Below are 20285 nucleotides of genomic sequence, written 5' to 3' on the forward strand. Positions count from 1 at the left end.
TGTCTAGGATGCGACTGATGCTAGTCAGGCTTTTATAGTGTACGCCAAATTTTTCAGCCACTAATTCCCTCACCCGAGGACGATTCCAGTCATCGGTACAATAACCAAAAGCCTTGGCCCCTTGCCGCAAATAATCTTCAAGTTGCTTTAAATCGGAGAAACTTAAGCGAGAGGATGCCCCAGGAGGTGTTTGAGCTCTGAGTCCTGACCAACCAGATTCTTCATAAATATGAAGTACTTGGCTGACCAAGCCTTGACTACAACCCAAGCCTTCGGCAATAGATTGTTGGGTGAGACCTTGCGCAGAAAAACGGACAATAGCCTGATGGCGATAAGTACGAATATCGGTTTCATTAGTAAAGGTTATATCTTCTTGCATATAGTAGAAAATATAACCTTTTTTATTAAATGTCAAGCGACTGCACTACAAAACCTGGCAGGTGTAAAAAGCTGTTTTATTAAAAGTCTACCGACTGCACTATAACTATCATATTATTAGAGAGTTATCTTTACTTGTAGCTAATTGCACCGATATTCATCGGTATCTAAGGACTTGCTGCTACTTACTACATATAAAAAAACCTCCTCAAGTTGCTTTGAGGAGGTACTATCATTTAAAAAGTATAGTATAGCTATTTACAAGGTTTAATGTTTTTATAGTACTTGTAACAGGTAGGGCTTAAGCTGCCACTACTTCGCGACTTTGGTTTTCACACCAAAGCAAATCTGCTTGAAACAAGTTGGCTTGTGCTAACATATAAAAGCCAAGTTGCATATCAAGTCCAATGCTTACTTCTACGCCTTCTGCCTGTTTGGCGAGGTATAAATCCTTTAGTTCTAAAGGCAATTGACTCAATGTTCTTTGTACAATAATTTCGGGTAATAAATTTTCAACGAGGGATTTTCGGCTGATTGTTTTAGCTGTCATAGTCATAATTGATCAAAGTTGGAAAAAGGTATGCAAGTTGAAGATTGCATAGTGGGTTCAACGGTAAGTATCTTATGGGAGTTTACCTAAATCAACCCAAATATGACTGAGTATTTATACCTAAAAACAATTGGGGCTTATCACCAAAAACACGTATAAATACGGGTGTATTTAACGTATTTAAATGGCTGGATAATCAGCAAGTGAGGCTATTTTAAGGGGTGTAAGAAAAGTATTTTATATGCTTTACATGATTGCTTTGCATTACAGCAAATAGCAAGCCAGTATATTGTATTAAAATAAAGATAATAGTATTATAACCCCTCTTTTTATTCACATCAAAGGTATTTTATTACATCTAACTTTTATATTTATTGCTCCTCATATTGTCAAAAATGCTTCTATTCATCACTTGTTATTTGCCCAGCCTAATAGTAAATGTTTTAAGAAAACGATTCACAGTTAAATATTTGGCTCAATCCTGATTATCAAATACTTATAAGAGGTTTTTTCAGCTATTACAAAAAACAATAAATCTTTACTTTTCTTGCAGAGGTCTGGTTTTTTGTTATATTTGTCAAATATTGGTACTTAACTATCAACCAATGAATATATCTTGCCTTTAGCTATTTATATCTACACCTGATAATCATTTACCAATTTCTTACGTTTATTATTTTTTTTTAATTTTTTTTATCATGAATATTTTTGTGGCCAAGTTGAGTGACGAAACCACCAACGAATCCTTACATTCTCTATTTCAACCCTTTGGAGAAGTTGAATCAGCTAAAGTAATTTATGACCGCGATACGGGGATGTCTCGCCGTTTTGGGTTCGTAGAAATGCCTAACGAAGAAGAAGGAGTTGAAGCAATCAACGCTTTGAACGAAAGTGATTTTGAAGGAAGAAACATTGTAGTAAAAAAAGCTCGTCCTCGTGAACAGCACAACAATCGCGCATTTAGCGGTGGTGGTGGTGGCTACAACCGAGGCGGAGGCTACGGTGGTGGCTATAACCGGGGCGGAGGCTATAACAACGGGTACTAAAACCAGTTATAGTACAACCCTCACTATCACATACATTATTATCTCCATTTCTATGGCACCTGATAATCAACACATCAGGTGTTTTTTTGTGCCCTACCGAAACAAAGCACCAATGGTATAACGTATAGGCTGGCAAGTTCTGGGTAGCCCACCTTTTTATCATTTTTTTTGTAAATAACCTTCCGATAAAATGAAAAATCACTCTTTTTTATCAATGGTGTGGCTATGCCTTTTGTTTCCTTTAGTGAGCAGTTGTGGTAAGATACAACTCCCTGTTGAAACTCCGCTTTTTTTGGATCAAACCTCTGTGGCTGTTTCTTTTGACAGTGGCCAATACCTTAACAACTGGAACCGAACCGATACCAAGGCTTATATTGAAAATCAACTCACTACACTTCTAAAAGAAAACCGGGTAGAAGTACAAGGAGGGCTTTTTGTAAATACCCCATTTAAATTAACCATTCGCAGCATACGCTTTGGTCAAAAAACAGGCACCACCATTCGCTGCCCCGAAGATTGCGGCATTACCACAATCTCACGCGAAAAAGTAAGGCTTGACGTAGCATTTGCCCTTTATAAAAATGGGGAATTGATCAAAGCATGGGATTTTTGTGATGTAGCCAAGGAAAGTATCTACGAAGAAGATGATCCTTATTCTGATTGTCCTGTGTATAGTACCGGTACCATTTTAGTTGAGTCGATGCTTGATCGATGTATAGAAAAAATACAACGAAAAGTAAGTCGACGAATGAAAAACAACGTCTAAAGGGTATGTGTTATAAGTATTCAAGCTCTATTGATGTATAGATCATTAAAAAACCCGCTTTTAACCTCAACCAAAAACGGGGTTTTCAACTAAAAAATTATTCTTTGCTTACTCCTTCACCAAAAGCAATCCGGGTTCGGGGTAATTTCTCACGTATTTTTTGTTGAGTAGCTTCAGATATAGGGTTGCCCTTCAAATTGAGTTCTTGTAATACTACCCAGTTTTCTATGCCTTCCGGCAGATCGGTCAACTGGTTGTTGTTGAGGTACAAATACTGAATATAGGGTATCTCGGTTATCTCGGTGGGCAAGGCTGTCAGCTGATTGTTGGCAAGGTTAACTACCATCAATTTCTTTAAACCTTTTATCTCTTTGGGCAGTGCCGTCAACTGGTTGTTGTCTAAATACACCTCTTGCAAGTCTTCTAACTCTCCTATCACCATTGGCAATTCAGTCAATGCATTACTACCCACGTGCAACCACTTCATCGCCTTGCAATTGCCCAAGGCATCAGGTAGTTTGCCCAACTTATTTTTTTGCACATTAAATCTTTCCAGTTTTACAAGGTTGCCCAGGGTTTCGGGCAAAGCTGTAAGTTCATTTTCACCTATACTCAAGTCAGTCAACGCCACCATTTGCTCTAGAGCTTTGGGTAGTTGGGTCAGCCCTTGCTGATCTAAGGTCAAAAACGGCAAATACTGCCAGTGATCAGCGTCTACAGGAATGCTGCTGAACTGCTTGGCTTGTACATGTACCGTTTCTATATGCTCCAAACTTTTAAACACATTTGCCAGGTCAAGCCTTTCGTTATTGCGTACATCCAACTCTTTGAGTCCTTTCATTTGCGCTATAGAGGCGGGCAACTCTGCCAAGTTGTTGTGATGTAAATGCAAAAACTCTAGTTTTTCAAGTTTTTCCAAGCCTTGGGGCAAACCAGTGAGCTTATTGTGCTCCAGCGAGAGGTATTCCAGGTTTTTCAGCTGGGTAATTTCCGAAGGAAGCTCAGCAATTTCGTTGTATTCCAGATAAGCGATTTTTAGTTGTGACAGGCTGCCTATTTCTGAGGGCAGGCTTTTGAGCTGGTTGCCCGACATTTGCAAGTGCTCAAGGGTGGTCATTTGGGCAACTTCAGCAGGCAATACCTCTATCTCATTGTCAAAGATATACAGCTTTTTGAGCTTGGGTAACTTAAGCAATGCTGCCGGAAATTGAGTAAACTTATTGCGTTCCAGACGCAACTCTTCCAGGTATTCGAGTTGATCAAAAGTTTCGGGTAGTTCTTCTATTTGGTTTTGCTGTATTTTGAGCCACTTAAGCGCCGAAAGTCTACCCAGTTCGGGCGGCAAATGTTTGATCTGGTTCACACTTACATTGAGCGCTTCGAGCAGGGTCAAATTGCCTACTTCGGGGGGGATTTCAGTCAAAAAATTATCGCTCAATTCCAAAGACTTAAGACTTGTGAGCTTATCGAAATGATCAGGAAAACGATGGAACCCGTTTTTACCCAGGTTAAGCACCTCAAGATTACGCAGGTTGAGCACTGCATCGGGCAATTTGCCCAGGCGGTTTTGGTAAAGGTTGAGTACCTTAAGGTTGCGCAGGTGGGTAAGCCCAAAAGGGATCGTACTCAAAAAATTACTGCTCAAATTTATTTTTTCGAGCCCAAACATCCGCTCAATATTTTGCAATACCTCGGGTTTTTCTGTAAAGTCCTGCCCTGCCAACTCAATCTCTTTGATGTCTTCCAACACTTCCATAAACCCATGCTCAAGACAAAGCAGCAGTTTGTCGCTGGTACCAGTCAAATAAGTTTTTAATTCTCCAGGCATTGGTTCCATTCCCGATAAAATCTGAAAGGCAAGCTCATTATTAAACCTTTCGCTACTTTCGAGATGTCCTTTGATGTTTTCGATAAAGTCTTTGTCCATAAAATTGGTAATCATAATAAATACACGCTATGGTGTATGCTTGCTGATCAATATTGCTTCTCTTGTAAAATTAACAGATTAATTCTAACAACCAGATCGTTCACAAAAAAAGTTTGAGCAAGTAATGACACAGTTTTTCCGAAATAACAATTTTTTAAAACCTTTTGAACCCACAATCACAAAAATAAATTGGATATTTGATCATAAAGTCTATACTATAGAAAGGACTCTGTCCATCATTTTATTACATACTGTACCTTTAACGCTTAGTTTTTAGTATGTAACTTAAGCTGCTTTACTCGGTAGAGGCTACAACCAATTGAGCCTCTGAATGCCAATGTATATTGACGTTATAAGAGCTTGTTTAAATTTTCGCGTTTAGTGTGATTTTCGATGAGTTTTGTGCTCAGATGCGTTAAATTTTGAAGTAATAGTTCTGGAATCCCGAACTTGATTCGGAGCAGCGCTATTGCTGATAACCGATGGCTACAGCTTTGCTGTGCCGAGTTTATAAATCCCGAACTTGTTTCGGGGCTCTGCCAACGGCTAAATTTAGCAATATATGAGTGCAAAAATCGCGTAAAACGCCTTTTAGGTGAATTTTAAACAAGCTCTAAGGGTTAATTACTCTACCCTACTATTTTTCACCTCGGTTTGTGCCTCCACAAATCGCCCCGTCATAGAGCTTGGCAACAGTTTTTTTCAAGGTTTCGATCAGCTCGTGAAGACACGATCTGAGGCAATGACGCTCAACAAGGTTAAAAACTGGGTAGAGTAAGGGTTAATCACTCTTTTGTATAAAAAAATTAAATTAATCGTAGAAAAATGGAAGTTAAACAAGGGAGTCAATATTCTGAAGTTTATATCCAACGCATCAAACAGTTTCTCAACAGTCGTGATGAGGCAAACATAGAACTAGCCTTTTTTATACTGAAGGGCAATGGGGTGCCACCTGAACTTTATAAAATGCTCTCGACCGGAAAAAAAGTACTATTATGCCTGGAGCATGGCTTTTTAGATATTGTTGCTAACATCCCAAGTCTGGACTGGGAAGACTGTGAACTCAAAGAGATTCCGGCAAGCATTGTACACCTCAAAAACCTACGCGAACTTTACCTTGAGTACAATCAGTTAACTGACTTTCCACCTGAAATAGCCCAACTTACCCAGCTCCGCGAGATCAATGTAAGCGAAAACTTATTTGCGTCGCTGCCTGTTACCATAGGCAAACTTACCCAACTTGAAGAACTTAAACTCAGCGGCAACCAATTAACTACGCTACCCCCCGAAATAGGCAATCTCACCAAGTTGCAATACATTGGTTTAAGCAACAACCGTATTACTTCGCTTCCTCCAGAGTTTGCCCAATTACAAAGCCTCGAATACCTGGGCTTTAGCAATAATGAGCTTACCCAACTCCCTCAGGAAATATACAGCCTGCCCCGCCTCAAAAAAATAACCCTTTATGGGAATTACTTCTCTCACGAAGAAATTAAAAAAATAAACCGTCATTTACCCAATACTTATGTGCGCTTTCGTTAAATAACGCTACACGCCACGTTTGCTGCCATAAATATGAATGTGCAGCCGATCGGTGTAATGAAACCCGTATTGCTTGCATTGTTCTACCAACCACAATTGTTTGGCCTTGAGCTGTTCGGGGGTAGTGCCTTCAGGCATTAGGTATACCTTATGGGAGGGCAAGTCATACTTTTTTATCAGTGCTAACACCTCCTCAAGATCAGCTTGTTGGGCAATCACAAACTTAAACCAAGCCTTGGGGCTTTGCCTAAAAAAAGCATACACTTCAGGTTTTTCCCTGATTTTCATAGAGTTATTAGAGTTTTCTAACTTTGGCGATACGTTGTATTGATCAATCAAAGCGTCAAACTCGCTGGAAGGCAACAAGGTACCGTTGGTTTCTACCTCAAACCAATACCCTGCGTCTTTCTTGCGTAATTGAGCCATTAACTCTACCCATGCTTTTTGCTGCAGAAACGGTTCTCCTCCAGTCAGCACCAGATTTTTGCAAGCATACGGTTCTACCTCCTCAATAATTTGTGCCGTACTTAGCTCTACAATTTGCTCTTTTTTATCGTATTTTTCATAACCCGGCGTTTGGTCAAACACATGCGGGTACGGGGTGTTTTTCCAGTTCCAGGTATAGTCAGTATCGCACCAAATACAATGCAGGTTGCACAAGGAGCTTCTGATAAAAACCGTGGGTTTACCCAGGCTTTTACCCTCGCCTTGTATGGTGTAAAATATCTCTCCCTTTCCGTTAAATTTGGCAATCTTCATGATTCAGTAATAAGCAATAAGCCACAAACTTCAAGCAACGTTTGCTTAAGCTTATGGCTTATCATTGTTTAATATATAGTGCAATATTAGCAAAAACAGACAGTAAACGCTAAGTAACGTGTTCAAAATAAGTTTCTGTTTTTTAGGGCAAATACGCACGACTGACTAAGGCATTTTTTGCGCTCGTAGAGCTTGAATTCCGAACTTGATTCGGAACAGCGCTACGGGCAATAAAAACTTACAGTCCCGGCGGAACTGCCGGGGTAACGAAAGGCAGTAAAGCGGATTTATTCTAAACCGGACAATTATTGCGAATACGTTACTAAGAATATACGAAGCACTTGTTTGTTACTTGCCTACCCCTGTACTTGTGTTGCTGGCACCGATGCACGAATGGCCTGCTCGATATCGGCAATAATATCGTCAATGTGTTCAAGCCCGGTAGAAATGCGAATAAGGCCAGGGCTAATGCCTACAGCCATTCTTTCTTCATCGCTGAGCTTAGAGTGGGTAGTAGATGCCGGGTGAGTAGCTATAGTACGCGTATCGCCCAGGTTGGCCGTAAACGAAATCATTTGCAAAGCATTGAGAAAGTCACGCCCTCGATTTACCCCTCCTTTTACTTCAAAACTCACCAAACCACCTCCCAAACGCATTTGCTTTTTGGCCAGTTCATACTGGGGGTGAGAAGGTAAAAACGGGTATTTCACAAAACTAACTTCTGCGTGTTTTTCTAAATATTGCGCCAGTTTCAGGGCGTTATCACAATGTTTTTCCATTCTGATAGACAGCGTCTCCAAACTTTTAGACAATATCCAACCATTGAAAGGCGACAGAGCTGGTCCGGTGTGGCGCGCCATAAAACGTACTTCTTCTATGGCGGCTTTTGTACCCAATACAATGCCCCCAATGGTGCGTCCTTGCCCATCTATAAACTTAGTAGCAGAATGCGTTACCACGTCTGCTCCAAACTGAACTGGGGTTTGTAAATAAGGGGTAGCAAAACAATTGTCTACTACATACAATAACTCATGTTTTTTGGCAAGCTTGCCCGCCCACTCCAGGTCTATAATGTCTAAGGCAGGGTTTGAGGGAGTTTCTATAAATAATATCTTGGTGTTGTCTTGTATGGCAGTTTCCCAACTATCGGGTTTGTCTATGTCTACATACGTATGGCTAATGCCCCAACGTGGAAAAATCTGAGTAATGATTTGGTGGGTAGACCCAAACAACGAGCGACAAGCCAGCACGTGGTCGCCCGCCTTAAGAAAAGACGCCATGCTCAAAAACATAGCCGCCATACCAGAGGCAAGCGCGATTCCGTCTTCGGTGCCCTCCAACAAACACATTTTCTGAACAAACTCATCGTTATTAGGGTTCGAATAGCGCGAGTAAATATTGCCTTCTTGTTCGTTGGCAAACAAAGCACGGGCGTGTTCGGCATCGTTAAACACAAAACTTGAGGTAGCATAAATGGGCGCAGAGTGTTCGCGCTCTCCCGAACGCGTGACCTGGGTACGAATGGCGTTGGTTTCAAAGTGTTCTGAGTTATCTTGCATTGATATTCGTGTTAGTATTATTAAAGAATGTGGGAAGGCTACAAATGCACTTTGAAAGCACGCATAACACTTCCTTAAAATCAAATATAATCAGAGATTTTAGTTTTCACAGCTTTGCAAAAGGGCTTTATACCTACAGACAAAAAATAGTCAGCATAGTATCAAACACCTACACAAGGCTTTTTACAAAACAAAAACAACCTAAAACACCTCATTACTTAACATTTCAATAGCAAGCTTACATAATTAAGTATATTATTTGTTAACCCAACCCATCACCTACCCCTTAAATTTTGCTGGGCAATCGCCTAAAAACTGGTCGACTTGCAAAGCTTTCCCATCCCTGGGCAACCACAAGCAAACTAGCCATACTTGCCCCTTACTCCATCAAATAGTTCATTGTAAAAAGTTAAATTGTAACCTTTCGCTATCAGACAATCATTTGCAAATCAGGTTTTTATTGGGCAACACCTGTTTTTTTTTCTCATAAACATTACTAACATGCCTGATTCATCGATAAAGAGGTTTTGAGAGATAAAAACTTGTACCAGGCTTCTATAAAATAGCACTTTAATCACCTGAAAATCAATATTATAAAACATTATTTATATTTTAGTCAAGCGATAAGACCAGTCTAAAGGTTACAAAGCCCAGCCTGAAACAGCATATATTTGGTCATTTTTTAAGATTCTCCCTTTCATTACTTTACAATGCCATTGATATATTACAAAAAAAACACCCATACTTATTTGCTATAGGGCTGGTAGCAAACAAGTATGGTAAAAAAAACCTGAGAACACTGTAAATTTGCGCCAATCTTTTAATCAGCCCACACAAAGCTATCCATCTACCTTCAATTTTTTGGGTAAAACAACTCATAAAAACCCAAAGAATAATTATGCTCAGTGTCTGTCTGTTTTTTATAAAAAAAAGATCAAATGCATCAAGGTATCAAAGTAAATTTATTAATACTTATCATCAGTAGCTTACTCTATAGTTGTTCTTTATTTGAGAAAGAGTTTATTCTGCCATCACCAGTGGCTACAGAAGCCAGCAAAGTAGAGGTAGTGAGCTTTGTGGCACACTGGAAAAAAGTAACCGGAGCAGGAAGCTATGAAATAGACCTGGCACTTGATAAGGATTTCACTCAGTTTGCCCCTGGTTATCACGCCAAAAGGGTTACCGAGCTGGCTGTACAACTCGATAACCTGGAAGCCAATACCACTTATTACTACCGGGTGAGAGCAAATATATCTAATCAAACCTCTCAAAACTCTAACGTGATCACTGTCACCACCAAGGCATTAGGCAGCCCCTTGGTATACCCAGCCACCGAAATCTCAGCCACTGGTTTTCGCCTGCACTGGAAAAAAATGCCTATTGTAACTGCTTATGTATTGGATGTGGCTATCGACGAAAGCTTTACTAGTTTTATAGAAGGTTACCAAGGGCGAGAAGTAGTGGCAGACACTCATTTGCTCATCAGCAATGTCACGGTAAACAAGCAATATTTTTACAGAGTAAGGGTGAAACAATCCAACTCATTGTCGGAATACTCAAATACTTTATCAGTGTTTACCACTGTTTTGCCCAGCCCCGAATCACTTCCCGCTACCGAGGTAGGGTATACGAGTTTTATAGCCAACTGGAAAGCAATGCCTGAGGCAAGCTCCTATCAAATAGATGTATCAACTGACCCTTTCTTTGAGCGTATCTTGTCCAAATACAACAATTTAAACGTAAGTGCCAATCGTTTGGTAGTGGTCAACCTCGATGCTAACAAAAAATATTATTACAGAGTAAGGGCACTCAACAGCGAAACCAGGTCTAATTACTCTAAAGTGGTCATTGTCAGTACGATTAACCTGACGGCTCCAGTAGCCACGGCTGCCACCAATGTAGAAAGTGGGGGTTTTAGAGCCAATTGGCAACCAGTAATTAATGCTGCCTCATATTTGATAGATGTGGCACTTGATCCGGGCTTTAGTCAAATTTTGCCCACTTACAATAACCTGGCGGTTATCGACAATTTTGTAGATGTACAATCGCTTGACGCCAGTACTACCTACTATTACCGGGTAAGGGCTCAAGGCCTGGGGGCAATATCTGGGTACTCCAATACCATTGCTACAGTGACTGGCTTATTGCCCGCTCCCATTGCCAATGCTATGAGCGACCACAAAGCATTTGAGTTTATCGCCCACTGGCAAGCACAAGCAGACATTAATATATATGTGCTGGATGTGGCTACCGATGCCAACTTTAGCAACTTTGTGGTAGGCTATCAAAATAAGGAGGTATTGGGCAACTCACACAAAGTTACTGGGTTGGACTTCAAAACATCCTATTATTACCGTATACGTGCCAAACGCCTTAGTAAATACTCGGCTTACTCAAACATAATACAAGTAAACCCTTGTATTAGCAATAGCTGTAAACTTGCCCAAATAGATTTTAGTGGAGCTTATGATACGTACGACTCTCAGTTTCGTAGCCAAACTTATACTTATGATGCACAAAATCGCTTGATTAAAATTGATCATCATAAAAAAACCGCCCTCAAGTGGTTTATTAGCTACCATGCCAATGGTACCATCAACACAGTAGACAAACACCATACTGATACACTTGCGGTAAGGCATATTTATACTTACAGTAACGGGGTGTTGGCATCGGTAAGGCAAGAAGACCACGCAGGTAAGTTCAAGGAACTGTGGAAGTTTACATACAACGCCCAAAAACAGCGTACTTCATGGGCTATCTACAGCAATGAGGCAGGTACTGCCCTCAAGTATTACTTTTCTTATGTAAGAGACGCTAAAGGCAATGTGGTAATGGTAAAGACTATAAGTGGGGCGATATTTAGAGAGTATAGTTACGAGGAAAGCTTAAGCCCACTGGCTTTGTTTAACCCCGACTTATGCTTTTTTATTGCTACCAATCGAGACCTGTGGACCAGGGAAGTGGCTGCGGTTAACTTTGAGGAGAATGAGTTTAGAGGTTTTTTACCTATACGAAATATTAAGAGTGAAAAAACGGGCAGTTTAGAGCTGTTCAATTATCTGTTGAACCACAAAGGCGTTGCCACCCAAAAAATAGCCTTTTTTGCTGCCATTTATAAGATGCAAGGCTGTAGTTTTTAAGCTAGCAACTAGTACTCTGGGTACTAAATTCCTTTCACATATTTCGGCTTCTTTTGCCTGCTGACTTCACCTAAAAAAACTCACGTAGCTTAGGCTATGCTCGTTTTTTGGAGGTTTGACAGCCACCAAAATAAACTCGAAATAGTGTATAAACTACTTAGTTCCCAAAGCACTAGGAGCCAGGTACTAGGTACACCCTGTTCTCTGGGTAACTACGCTTTTTCTATCACGTTGGTTTTTAGCGATTTATAAAGTCCGTAGTTCAAAGCTTTGACAGGGTTCTAGCGATATTGTAACCGCAGGTTATATTTGGTATCTCACTGAACATTTGCCTTATTTATTGCACTTGCTTTTTGTGAAAAACATGGTGCGCTTAGTCTGGTTTTCTGGTACGTGGGTTTTTGAGCTTGCAAAAAAAACTACTATTTTGTGTTCAAAGCAGTTTTAAACACTCATTTAGGCAACCTATAACGCCCAACACCATGCAACTCACCGACTGGAAAGCCAAGGGGAAATATTTTACCTATAAAAATCAATCAATATTTTATGTACAAGCAGGGCAAAATGCCAATCAACCCGATAAAGCGCATTTATTGCTCATACATGGGTTCCCTACTTCGTCGTGGGACTGGCACAAGATATGGCAACCTCTCACCGAAAAATTTGTGGTAACTGCCCTTGACATGATAGGTTTTGGATATTCGGCAAAGCCTTACAAATACTATTACAACATTCACGACCAGGCACGCTTACACGAGGCGCTCCTGACTGAATTGGGCATCAAAAAATGTCACATCCTTGCCCACGATTACGGCGATACCGTGGCACAAGAAATGTTGGCTGCTTTTTTAGACCGAGCCAAACAAGGCACTCTTCAGACAGGTGTAGAGATTCAATCGCTTTGTTTGCTCAATGGTGGATTATTTCCCGAAACTCACCAACCCCGTACCATTCAAAAAATGCTCATTAGCCCACTGGGGGTATGGGTAACAAAGCTGATGAATAAAAAACGTTTTAGTCAAAGGTTTTCGGAGGTATTTGGTGCCCATACGCAACCTACCAGCCAGGAACTGGATGATTTCTGGCAACTTATTGCTTTGAACAATGGCCATAGAATAGGGCATAAACTGATTCGCTACATGAACGAACGCAAGGTGTACCGCGAACGCTGGGTGGGTGGGCTCAAAAATTCTATAGTACCTATCAGGCTTATCAACGGACCCGCCGATCCGATATCGGGCAAGCACATGGTGGCACGTTATAAAGAAGTGGTGGATAACCCTGACGTAGTGATGCTTGATGACACGATAGGGCATTATCCTCAGGTAGAGGATCCCGAAGGTGTGTTACAGGCTTTTTTAGCATTTGTAGGAGGCATATAGGCAGACAGGATTCATTTGTACTACACAAATCTCCTATCAAAAAATCCCCAAAAAGCAATGGTTAGAACAGTTCCATAGCTTTGGCTATGCAAAGGTTTTTTGACTCGCCCACTCAACAAATATTTTGTTTTATTGGCACATCTTATTTTTTCCGCTTTACTTATCTTTTTGGGGATTTTTTATGTATACAAAAACCTATGCCTTGGCAAAAGGTGGAACATTATAAGCGTACGAAGGTTGTGTTTCCAGCCACTCTTCGGCCTCTTCTATGTCGTCAAAAGTTTTGTACTCAAAGTCTCTGCTTAACTGACTTTGCACATTGTTTACGGTGTGGTTGGCAAACACCGAACTGCTTACTACAGTTGCTATGTGCACCAGGCCATAGTGTCTCATTGCGGGGTAATAGTTGTCAAGCACCCACTGTTGGGCAGCTGGCGAAGATCCTTGAAAACCCCTAAAATCATTCATAATTTTATTGATGCCCAGCGTCTTGAAATATTGCATTGTTTGGGTAAACAATTCTTTGATTCCTTCGGCACCTAAAAATGCATCGATTTTCAAGCGAATAAACCCTTCTGCTGGATCAAAAGAGACAGTTGCTTGTTTCGATTGAAAGTGTACGTTCATAACAATAATTATGTTTTATGTAGTGTAGTGTGTTATATTGCATTATTCAAAGGCAAATGTATGCATAGTTATCAGCATAAAAAAAAGTGCCCTACATTTATTAGTGCACTCCTTTAAGGTTTTTTTTAATTTATTCTGGCTGATGACTAAATGCAAGCAAAACGATTCTACACAAAAACATTTTAACTCAATAATTAAAGCGTTATTCAAGTAAAAATAAGATGTATGATCAAAAACAAAGTAGGATATTTTACAGATACGTTTACAAAACCAAAGTGAGTATTACCTTCAGCATCATACTAAGTGCAATGCTCCCCAAAAGCATATTATTGAGGTGATTATATTTTTTATCACTTATTTTACCTATAATTTTTTTACCAATAAAAGTCCCAATAACTGCCATAAAACCCAACAAAAGTAACGCAAAGGCAAAAGACGTAAAATCAAACTTCATGACGCTCGAGAACACGATAATTTTGCTAAGTTGAGTTAACGCCTGACAAACCGACTTGGTACCTACCATTGCTTCTTTAGTCACATTGTTGAACACAAAAAATGAAGCAATAAAAGGTCCCGTTACTGCCACTATCATTCCCAAAAAACTAGACACAAAACCCACCCCTATAAACACATTGAGGTGGATAGATTGGTGCTTTGGTTGAGGGATAAGCACAGTGGCAAGAATAAATGCCCCCACCAAAAACTCCAGCAGCAAAGGGTGAAAGTAACCAAAAAACAAGCCTCCAAGGTAGGCGCCTGGCACCAACAATAATACAAATCTCCATACAATATCCCAGCGAACTTCGCGGATGTATACTAACACCCGCGAAGTATTACCAATAAGTTGGACTCCACTGTGGATAGGAATGGCTTCTTTGATGCTTACGACCCAGGTAAGCACTGTAAACAGAATAGCCCCACCAGCAAGCCCAAACACTGAGCTAATCACTGACGCCACTACTGCCGTAAACATTAAAACAATTAAACCACCTGTACTCATCCAGCTTTAGTGGCGTTGAGTTGTTGTACATACGCCTGGTACGCTTGCATTAGCTCCATATTCATTTGATGCGCAATGTCTGTAAGCCTGGCATAGTCAGCCAGCAAGTGCTTTTCCAGCTTCATGGCCTCTACCCCTCCTTGCAAAGACTTACGGTGGGCGCTTCCCAACTGGGTGGCTACCGAATAAGCCATGTCTATTTGCTCAGCACTGTTCAAATTGGCCTTCAGTTTGGCATTTTTTGGCGGAATAGCCCTACCCCAATATTCCTGGTTTTGGTAAGTAACATACCCCATGCGTTGCTCTACTCCAGGGGCATAAAGTTTAGACGCCTCTATCATACGTATGCCATGGTGATTGTAAGGGTTATAGTACCAGCGATTGTCAGGGTCTTGGTATACAGTTTTGATGTCCAAAAACACACTTTCGGCTTCGGTGTTTTTCTGGGGCGACAACACCATCAGAAAACGCTGATTGCCAAATGTACCAGTAGCTTGCCCTGCCTCGGTCAGTTTGTGAGTACTAAGCAGGTCTAGTTCGTTGCGACTCTGTAGGTAACCTTGTAGTAAAGCCTTTAGGTCTTTGTTATTGGTACGCACAGGATTATTTCGCATACGCTTTGCCCACTTAATGTTTGCCTTGAGGTACTCTTCTACGTTGTTGTGCCATACTGTAAATTTTGCCCGGTTGCTTGCCGTAGAAATGGGTTTATAAGGTAAATGAGGCGCATGAAAGCTGCGTAGGTATCCTTCTAAAAAGTATTCGAGCACTTCTTTAGACAAAAACTCATCGGTTACTTCTTTGCGCTTGACTGACACCGATGCCAAAAAACGTACAATGTCCCAGGCATAAGGCCCTATGCGGGAACGATCAAAGTCTATCATGGCGGCTCCTTTGCCATTGATTGTGTAGTTTTCGATGTGAGGATTGCCATGCAAAAATACTTGAGGCACGCCTTTGTGCGGGTACAGTTGAGCAAAACGCTCTTGCATTTTCATTGACATGTGACGAAAATAAAGAAAAAAACCTCGGTCATTATCAAGGTATTTCTTAGACAAATTACTCGTTGTCTTCTCAGGTTTTTTTGAAAAAATGTTCATAAGGGATCTTTTATTTTACATTAATTTCATAAAATATTAACACAAAAGTAACATTAAATATTTTAAAGTTAATTTAATTAACTAAAAATCGCCCAAATTAAACAACAAAAAAAGAGGACAGTACTTTTTATTAACCAAACAAAATATTGTAAATAAAATTAAATCAGCACAAAAACCTATTATCAAGTTTAAAACAAAATAAAATTAAAAAAACACAAGTAGTGCTAAAAAAGTATTAGAGGACGAGAATAAGACACAAAGGGGATATTAATTAACATTAAATTAATATTAGATATTCGATACTATTTAGAACAAACCGTAGGGTGAAGCAATTAACAGAGGGGTATCAAAAAAAAATCCCCCTTTACAGGGGGACTTTCATCTTTATTTCTTGTCAGAATAACTTTTACTGTTTCTATCCTTTCTCCAGGTCAAAAACTTCTTTTAACTCCCGATTACTCATGTCACCTATCCAGTTTTCGCCTGTGCTCACTGTCAAGTCAGCCAATTCTTTCTTGGTTTGAATCATGGCGTTAATCTTTTCCTCAAATGTACCTTGGGTAATCATTCTATATACCATCACATTGTTTTGCTGCCCAATGCGGTATGCCCGGTCAGTTGCCTGGTTTTCTACGGCAGGGTTCCACCACAAGTCGTAATGAATCACATTACTGGCTTTGGTCAGGTTGAGTCCGGTACCTCCAGCTTTGAGCGAAAGCAACATGGTTTTCACATGAGGCTTGTTTTGAAAATCTTCTACCATCTGGTCACGCTTCTTACGGCTTACTCCTCCGTGCAACCAAAGCGGGGTATTATGGTAACGTTGCTCAAGCAAAGGCAGTAATAGGTCACCCATTTCTCGGTATTGAGTAAAAATAAGCGTCTTTTCACCATTCTCGTAAATATTGTCCAGCAACGAAAGTAACAATTGGGTTTTGCCCGACTGACCAGGGTCAAGTTGAGCATGTTTGAGGTAATGGCTGGGGTGATTACAAATTTGCTTGAGGGCATTCATTAACTGAAAAATCAAACCTTTGCGGGCTTTGCCCTCTTCGCCTTGCTTTCCTTCCAGTTCGCGCATGATCATGTCTACCACATTTTGATAAAGCGCCGTTTGCTCCTTGGTCAAGCTGCAAATCTGATCAGTTGTTACCTTGTCAGGCAAGTCACTGATAATACTTTTGTCTGTTTTTACCCTACGCAAAATAAAAGGTGCGGTCACTTTCTTAAAACGGTCTAAATGCGCTTGGCTTCGTTCTAGTTCTATAGGTTTGATAAATTCGTCTTTGAATTTGGTAAGCGCCCCCAGGTATCCTTTATTAGTAAAATCGAAAATACTCCAGTATTCCGACAAGCGGTTTTCTACCGGGGTACCACTCATTGCCACTACCCTATCGGTTTTTATTTTTTTTATTGCCTTGGTTTGCTCCGTAGATGTATTTTTAATGTTTTGGGCTTCATCTATAGCCAAAAAAGCCCACTTGATTTTGCTCAACACTTGTATGTCGCTGCGGGCAATGCCATAAGAGGTAATAATGATATCGGGCGTTTTTACATCAAGTTGGCGATTAGGCCCATGGTAAATCGCAGTTTGCAAACCAGGCGCAAATTTATTAATTTCCTTTTGCCAATTGCCCAACAAAGTAGTAGGTACCACTACCAAGGCTTTTTTCTTGTTTAACTTACCCTCCTCTTTGAGCTTAAGCATCAGGCTGATTACCTGTAGGGTTTTGCCCAAGCCCATGTCGTCAGCAAGCAAGCTCCCAAAGCCCAACTGCGCATTTTTATAGAGCCACTCATAGCCCCGTTGCTGATAAGGGCGCAGGGTAGCTTTTAAGTCTTTGGGCGAAGCTACTGTATCAAAAGCGACCATTCCTCTGATCAACTCGCGGGCTTTGTTATCTAAACCTACTTTAGCCCCCTTGTAGTCAGCGGCAAGCGCTGCCCTGAGCACTTCACTATCTGTTATTTTTGGCGGTTTATCCAGCTTTTTGAGCAAGGCCTCTACTTCTTTTTGGTCAAAAAGCACATACTCATCATTGAGCTTGACAATGCCTTTCAACTTGCGCACTACTTTTCTGAATTCGTCGGGTGACAAAAGCGTATCGCCCAAAGCCACTTGCCAATCAAAGGACAACATTTGCTTTAAATCTACAAAACTTTTGCTCGCCCCCGAACTCCCTTCGGCTTGTACCCTGCCCGACAGCTGGGGTCGTGCCAGGCGTTGCAGGGCTTTGGGCAACAACACTTGAATATTGAGCAACTGTAGGGCAGGCAAAGTGTACATAAAAATTTGCACAAAATCTTCGCTGCCTACCAATATACGGTAGTCGCCTTTTTCTTTGATGAGTTGTTTAATCGCGGGTAAATACTCTGCCAAAACTGCCAAATCTTGAATAATGCCCAAGCGAACATCTTTGTATTTTTTATATCGGAATACATCTTTGACACTAATAAGGTTATCCATTTGGGCACCTTGTTTTTGTACCCAAAAACTGAGGTCAAACATTTCGTCATCTTCCAGCTCTTCTACCTTCAGTACGGGCAGGTATTCTTTTTCGCTTAGGTAAAACTTCTGCAACCATTTCTGGATGGCTTGAGCATTTTCTTTTTGGGTAAATCCCTGTACAAACAAAGGGTTTTGGTCAAAAAAACTTAAGAAAACCGTCTCATTGTATTGCTGTTTGTTACTATAGGTATAATGCTCAGTCATGAAGTAATGTAAAAACACTCCTGCCAACATTTTTACCTGCTCTTCGGGCGTTACAAAACTGAGGTCATCTTTCACCGTCACGGCAAGCATTTCGGGTGGGGTAAGCTGCACCAATATGTCAAAAATAACTGCTACCTCATCTACCAGCAAAGCAGGCACCCAGCGAATGATATACTCGTCGAATTGGGTTTCTACCAACTCAGGGATAAACGCCGAAGTGGTGGCAAGGTAGGTTGCAAACCGATAAGTAAAATGTAAGGCAACTACCGAAGGATGATGACGGTGTAAATGAGCAGGATTCAGTTCGCGCAAATGCCCTATCAGGCTCATTGTGTTTTGTATAGGTGGCGGCGCTTGTACTTGCGTATTTTCAGGCTTGAGCACTGCATAACGAAAGTCTAGTGTATGACCTAAAATAATGTTGACTTCGCCCTGGTAGGCATCAAAAAAACCTTCTTCTACTTCGGGGAGTAGCTTTTGTTCTTTTTTTACCCCTTTTGCCACTTTAGTATATGCCTGCTCTAGCAGTATTTTAAAATCTTTGGCATGAAAAAACAATGGCTTGGCGGACAACAACTGCAGCAAGTTTTCTTTGCTGGGTGGTAAGGTCGAAAAATCAATTTTTTTGGTAATGGCTAGTTTATAGCTATAATCGGGCGATTGGCTGGGGTCTGCCAGTAGCTTACGCAAAGGCGTGACAGGCAACTTAAAGTCTCCATGCGAGGTAAAGCCTCTTTTTTGTATTTCGGCTAAGATATCAAGCCCGTGCAACAAAAACACCATAAAAGGGTTTTTGTCTATCTCGTTGCCAATGATATAAATCACTGCCGCCAAGTGTTTGCAAGGCACTGCCCAGTCGGGGCAAGAACAAGAACCTTGGATGCTATGCCAACTGTTAGGAAACAATTGAATGCCTTTTTTATTCAAAATCTCCAGCAAGTCTTGCGGCAATTCACGGTTGAGCAAAGATGACAAAATGAAGGGATCTTCAGTGATAATGTCCAGAACATCGTCTTTTTCGGCATCAGAAAACTCCTTTATCTCTAGCTTTTGCTTATAAGGGTAACGCTCTGACCCCTGTACTTTGGCAGTCACCACATTCCCTTTGATCTCTACATCCAGCACTGCTCCTTTGTTGGCATAGGTACGTCCTCTTGGTAAGCGGTTAGAAAAATCTATATTGTTCAATGCATTGAGCCATTGCTGCCCCCACCAGGTATTGCCATATTTTTTTGCCATTGCTTGCTTTGGTTTTACATTTTTGTAATAATTGGCAATATTCCTAAAAAACCAGTAATTATACAAGGGAGTAACTGTCCAGAAATACACAAATAATGCACAAACTTCAGAAGAGTTGTGTAGAGACACAAGGCAACAATACCTACCCTATGATAATGTGGCTAGTCTTACTCACTACTTACCTACTAAATTTAACCAAAATAAACCTGGTTGTTTTTACTGTTTTATATACGTAAAAACACCTGTATTTGCTTTGAACCTTCTATTTAGCTTGTAGTTTACATAAATACTATATACTTTTGATTCAGTTAGTTATGCAGAATAAATCCTCTATAAAAAACCTAATAAAGCCTATCGTAATTTAAGTTCTTAAATTAACCAAATATACCAGCACACACCACTCATACAATGTAAAGGTCAAACTACAACTGGCATTCACAATAATGCTCCTGCTTATCAAAAAATTGTAATAGTTTATCAGGTAAAGTACTTGTTATAACAACCTATAACAGGCAATGTATTCAAGAATATTCAAATATCCTGCTATGCATCAT

The 20285-nt window shown here is 40.5% G+C and carries 14 protein-coding genes; 5 read left to right on the plus strand and 9 right to left on the minus strand.

The genetic code is table 11. The features are described 5' to 3' along the window. Positions 1 to 379 (minus strand): helix-turn-helix domain-containing protein (locus tag Q0954_RS16485; protein ID WP_299458594.1); only part of this gene is annotated, 379 nt, incomplete at its 3' end. A 300-nt stretch (positions 380 to 679) separates the two neighbouring features. After that, entirely contained in the window at positions 680 to 934 is a 255-nt protein-coding gene (locus tag Q0954_RS16490; protein WP_299458595.1) for a hypothetical protein, read from the minus strand. Positions 935 to 1626: 692 nt separating this feature from the next. Between Q0954_RS16490 and Q0954_RS16495 the strand changes: the two genes are divergently transcribed. Beyond that, entirely contained in the window at positions 1627 to 1974 is a 348-nt protein-coding gene (locus Q0954_RS16495; RefSeq protein ID WP_002702664.1) for an RNA-binding protein, read from the plus strand. A gap of 190 nt (positions 1975 to 2164) precedes the next feature. After that, the gene (locus tag Q0954_RS16500) at positions 2165 to 2740 is read left to right on the plus strand and encodes a hypothetical protein (RefSeq protein ID WP_299458596.1); all 576 of its coding nucleotides are present in this window, start codon (positions 2165 to 2167) and stop codon (positions 2738 to 2740) included. A 97-nt stretch (positions 2741 to 2837) separates the two neighbouring features. Here the strand turns inward: Q0954_RS16500 and Q0954_RS16505 are convergent, their stop codons facing one another. Continuing rightward, a complete protein-coding gene (locus tag Q0954_RS16505) occupies positions 2838 to 4682 on the minus strand; it encodes a leucine-rich repeat domain-containing protein (RefSeq protein WP_299458597.1) in 1845 nt (614 codons plus the stop codon). 810 nt (positions 4683 to 5492) lie between these two features. Here Q0954_RS16505 and Q0954_RS16510 point away from each other — a divergent pair. After that, the gene (locus Q0954_RS16510) at positions 5493 to 6209 is read left to right on the plus strand and encodes a leucine-rich repeat domain-containing protein (RefSeq protein WP_299458598.1); all 717 of its coding nucleotides are present in this window, start codon (positions 5493 to 5495) and stop codon (positions 6207 to 6209) included. Positions 6210 to 6215: 6 nt separating this feature from the next. Here Q0954_RS16510 and Q0954_RS16515 read toward each other — a convergent pair whose 3' ends face one another. Then, complete coding sequence (locus tag Q0954_RS16515; RefSeq protein WP_299458599.1) at positions 6216 to 6968, minus strand: 7-carboxy-7-deazaguanine synthase QueE; 753 nt, start codon at positions 6966 to 6968, stop codon at positions 6216 to 6218. A 356-nt stretch (positions 6969 to 7324) separates the two neighbouring features. Continuing rightward, entirely contained in the window at positions 7325 to 8527 is a 1203-nt protein-coding gene (locus Q0954_RS16520; RefSeq protein ID WP_299458600.1) for an aminotransferase class I/II-fold pyridoxal phosphate-dependent enzyme, read from the minus strand. Positions 8528 to 9465: 938 nt separating this feature from the next. Between Q0954_RS16520 and Q0954_RS16525 the strand changes: the two genes are divergently transcribed. Together Q0954_RS16525 and Q0954_RS16530 are read left to right on the plus strand one after the other, a co-directional pair. After that, positions 9466 to 11670: a fibronectin type III domain-containing protein gene (locus Q0954_RS16525; RefSeq protein WP_299458601.1), complete on the plus strand. Its 2205-nt coding sequence runs from the start codon at positions 9466 to 9468 to the stop codon at positions 11668 to 11670. A gap of 482 nt (positions 11671 to 12152) precedes the next feature. Continuing rightward, positions 12153 to 13052: an alpha/beta hydrolase gene (locus Q0954_RS16530; protein WP_299458602.1), complete on the plus strand. Its 900-nt coding sequence runs from the start codon at positions 12153 to 12155 to the stop codon at positions 13050 to 13052. A gap of 195 nt (positions 13053 to 13247) precedes the next feature. On the opposite strand, the gene Q0954_RS16535 is transcribed toward Q0954_RS16530, so the two are convergent. The 4 genes from Q0954_RS16535 to Q0954_RS16550 all read right to left on the minus strand — a co-directional run bounded on the left by Q0954_RS16535 (position 13248) and on the right by Q0954_RS16550 (position 19731). Continuing rightward, positions 13248 to 13679 (minus strand): STAS/SEC14 domain-containing protein, encoded by a 432-nt coding sequence (locus tag Q0954_RS16535; protein WP_299458603.1) that lies wholly within the window; start codon positions 13677 to 13679, stop codon positions 13248 to 13250. Positions 13680 to 13941: 262 nt separating this feature from the next. Next, positions 13942 to 14679: a sulfite exporter TauE/SafE family protein gene (locus tag Q0954_RS16540; protein ID WP_299458604.1), complete on the minus strand. Its 738-nt coding sequence runs from the start codon at positions 14677 to 14679 to the stop codon at positions 13942 to 13944. Beyond that, positions 14676 to 15779 carry a DUF2252 family protein gene (locus Q0954_RS16545; RefSeq protein ID WP_299458605.1) on the minus strand — a complete coding sequence of 368 codons (1104 nt, stop codon included), beginning with the start codon at positions 15777 to 15779 and terminating at the stop codon, positions 14676 to 14678. Before Q0954_RS16545 ends, Q0954_RS16540 begins: the two co-directional genes overlap by 4 nt. A 415-nt stretch (positions 15780 to 16194) precedes the next feature. Then, positions 16195 to 19731 carry a DEAD/DEAH box helicase gene (locus Q0954_RS16550; RefSeq protein ID WP_299458606.1) on the minus strand — a complete coding sequence of 1179 codons (3537 nt, stop codon included), beginning with the start codon at positions 19729 to 19731 and terminating at the stop codon, positions 16195 to 16197. Between the last annotated feature and the right edge of the window lie 554 nt (positions 19732 to 20285).

It is taken from the genome of uncultured Microscilla sp., assembly GCF_947493425.1.
Lineage (GTDB): Bacteria > Bacteroidota > Bacteroidia > Cytophagales > Microscillaceae > Microscilla.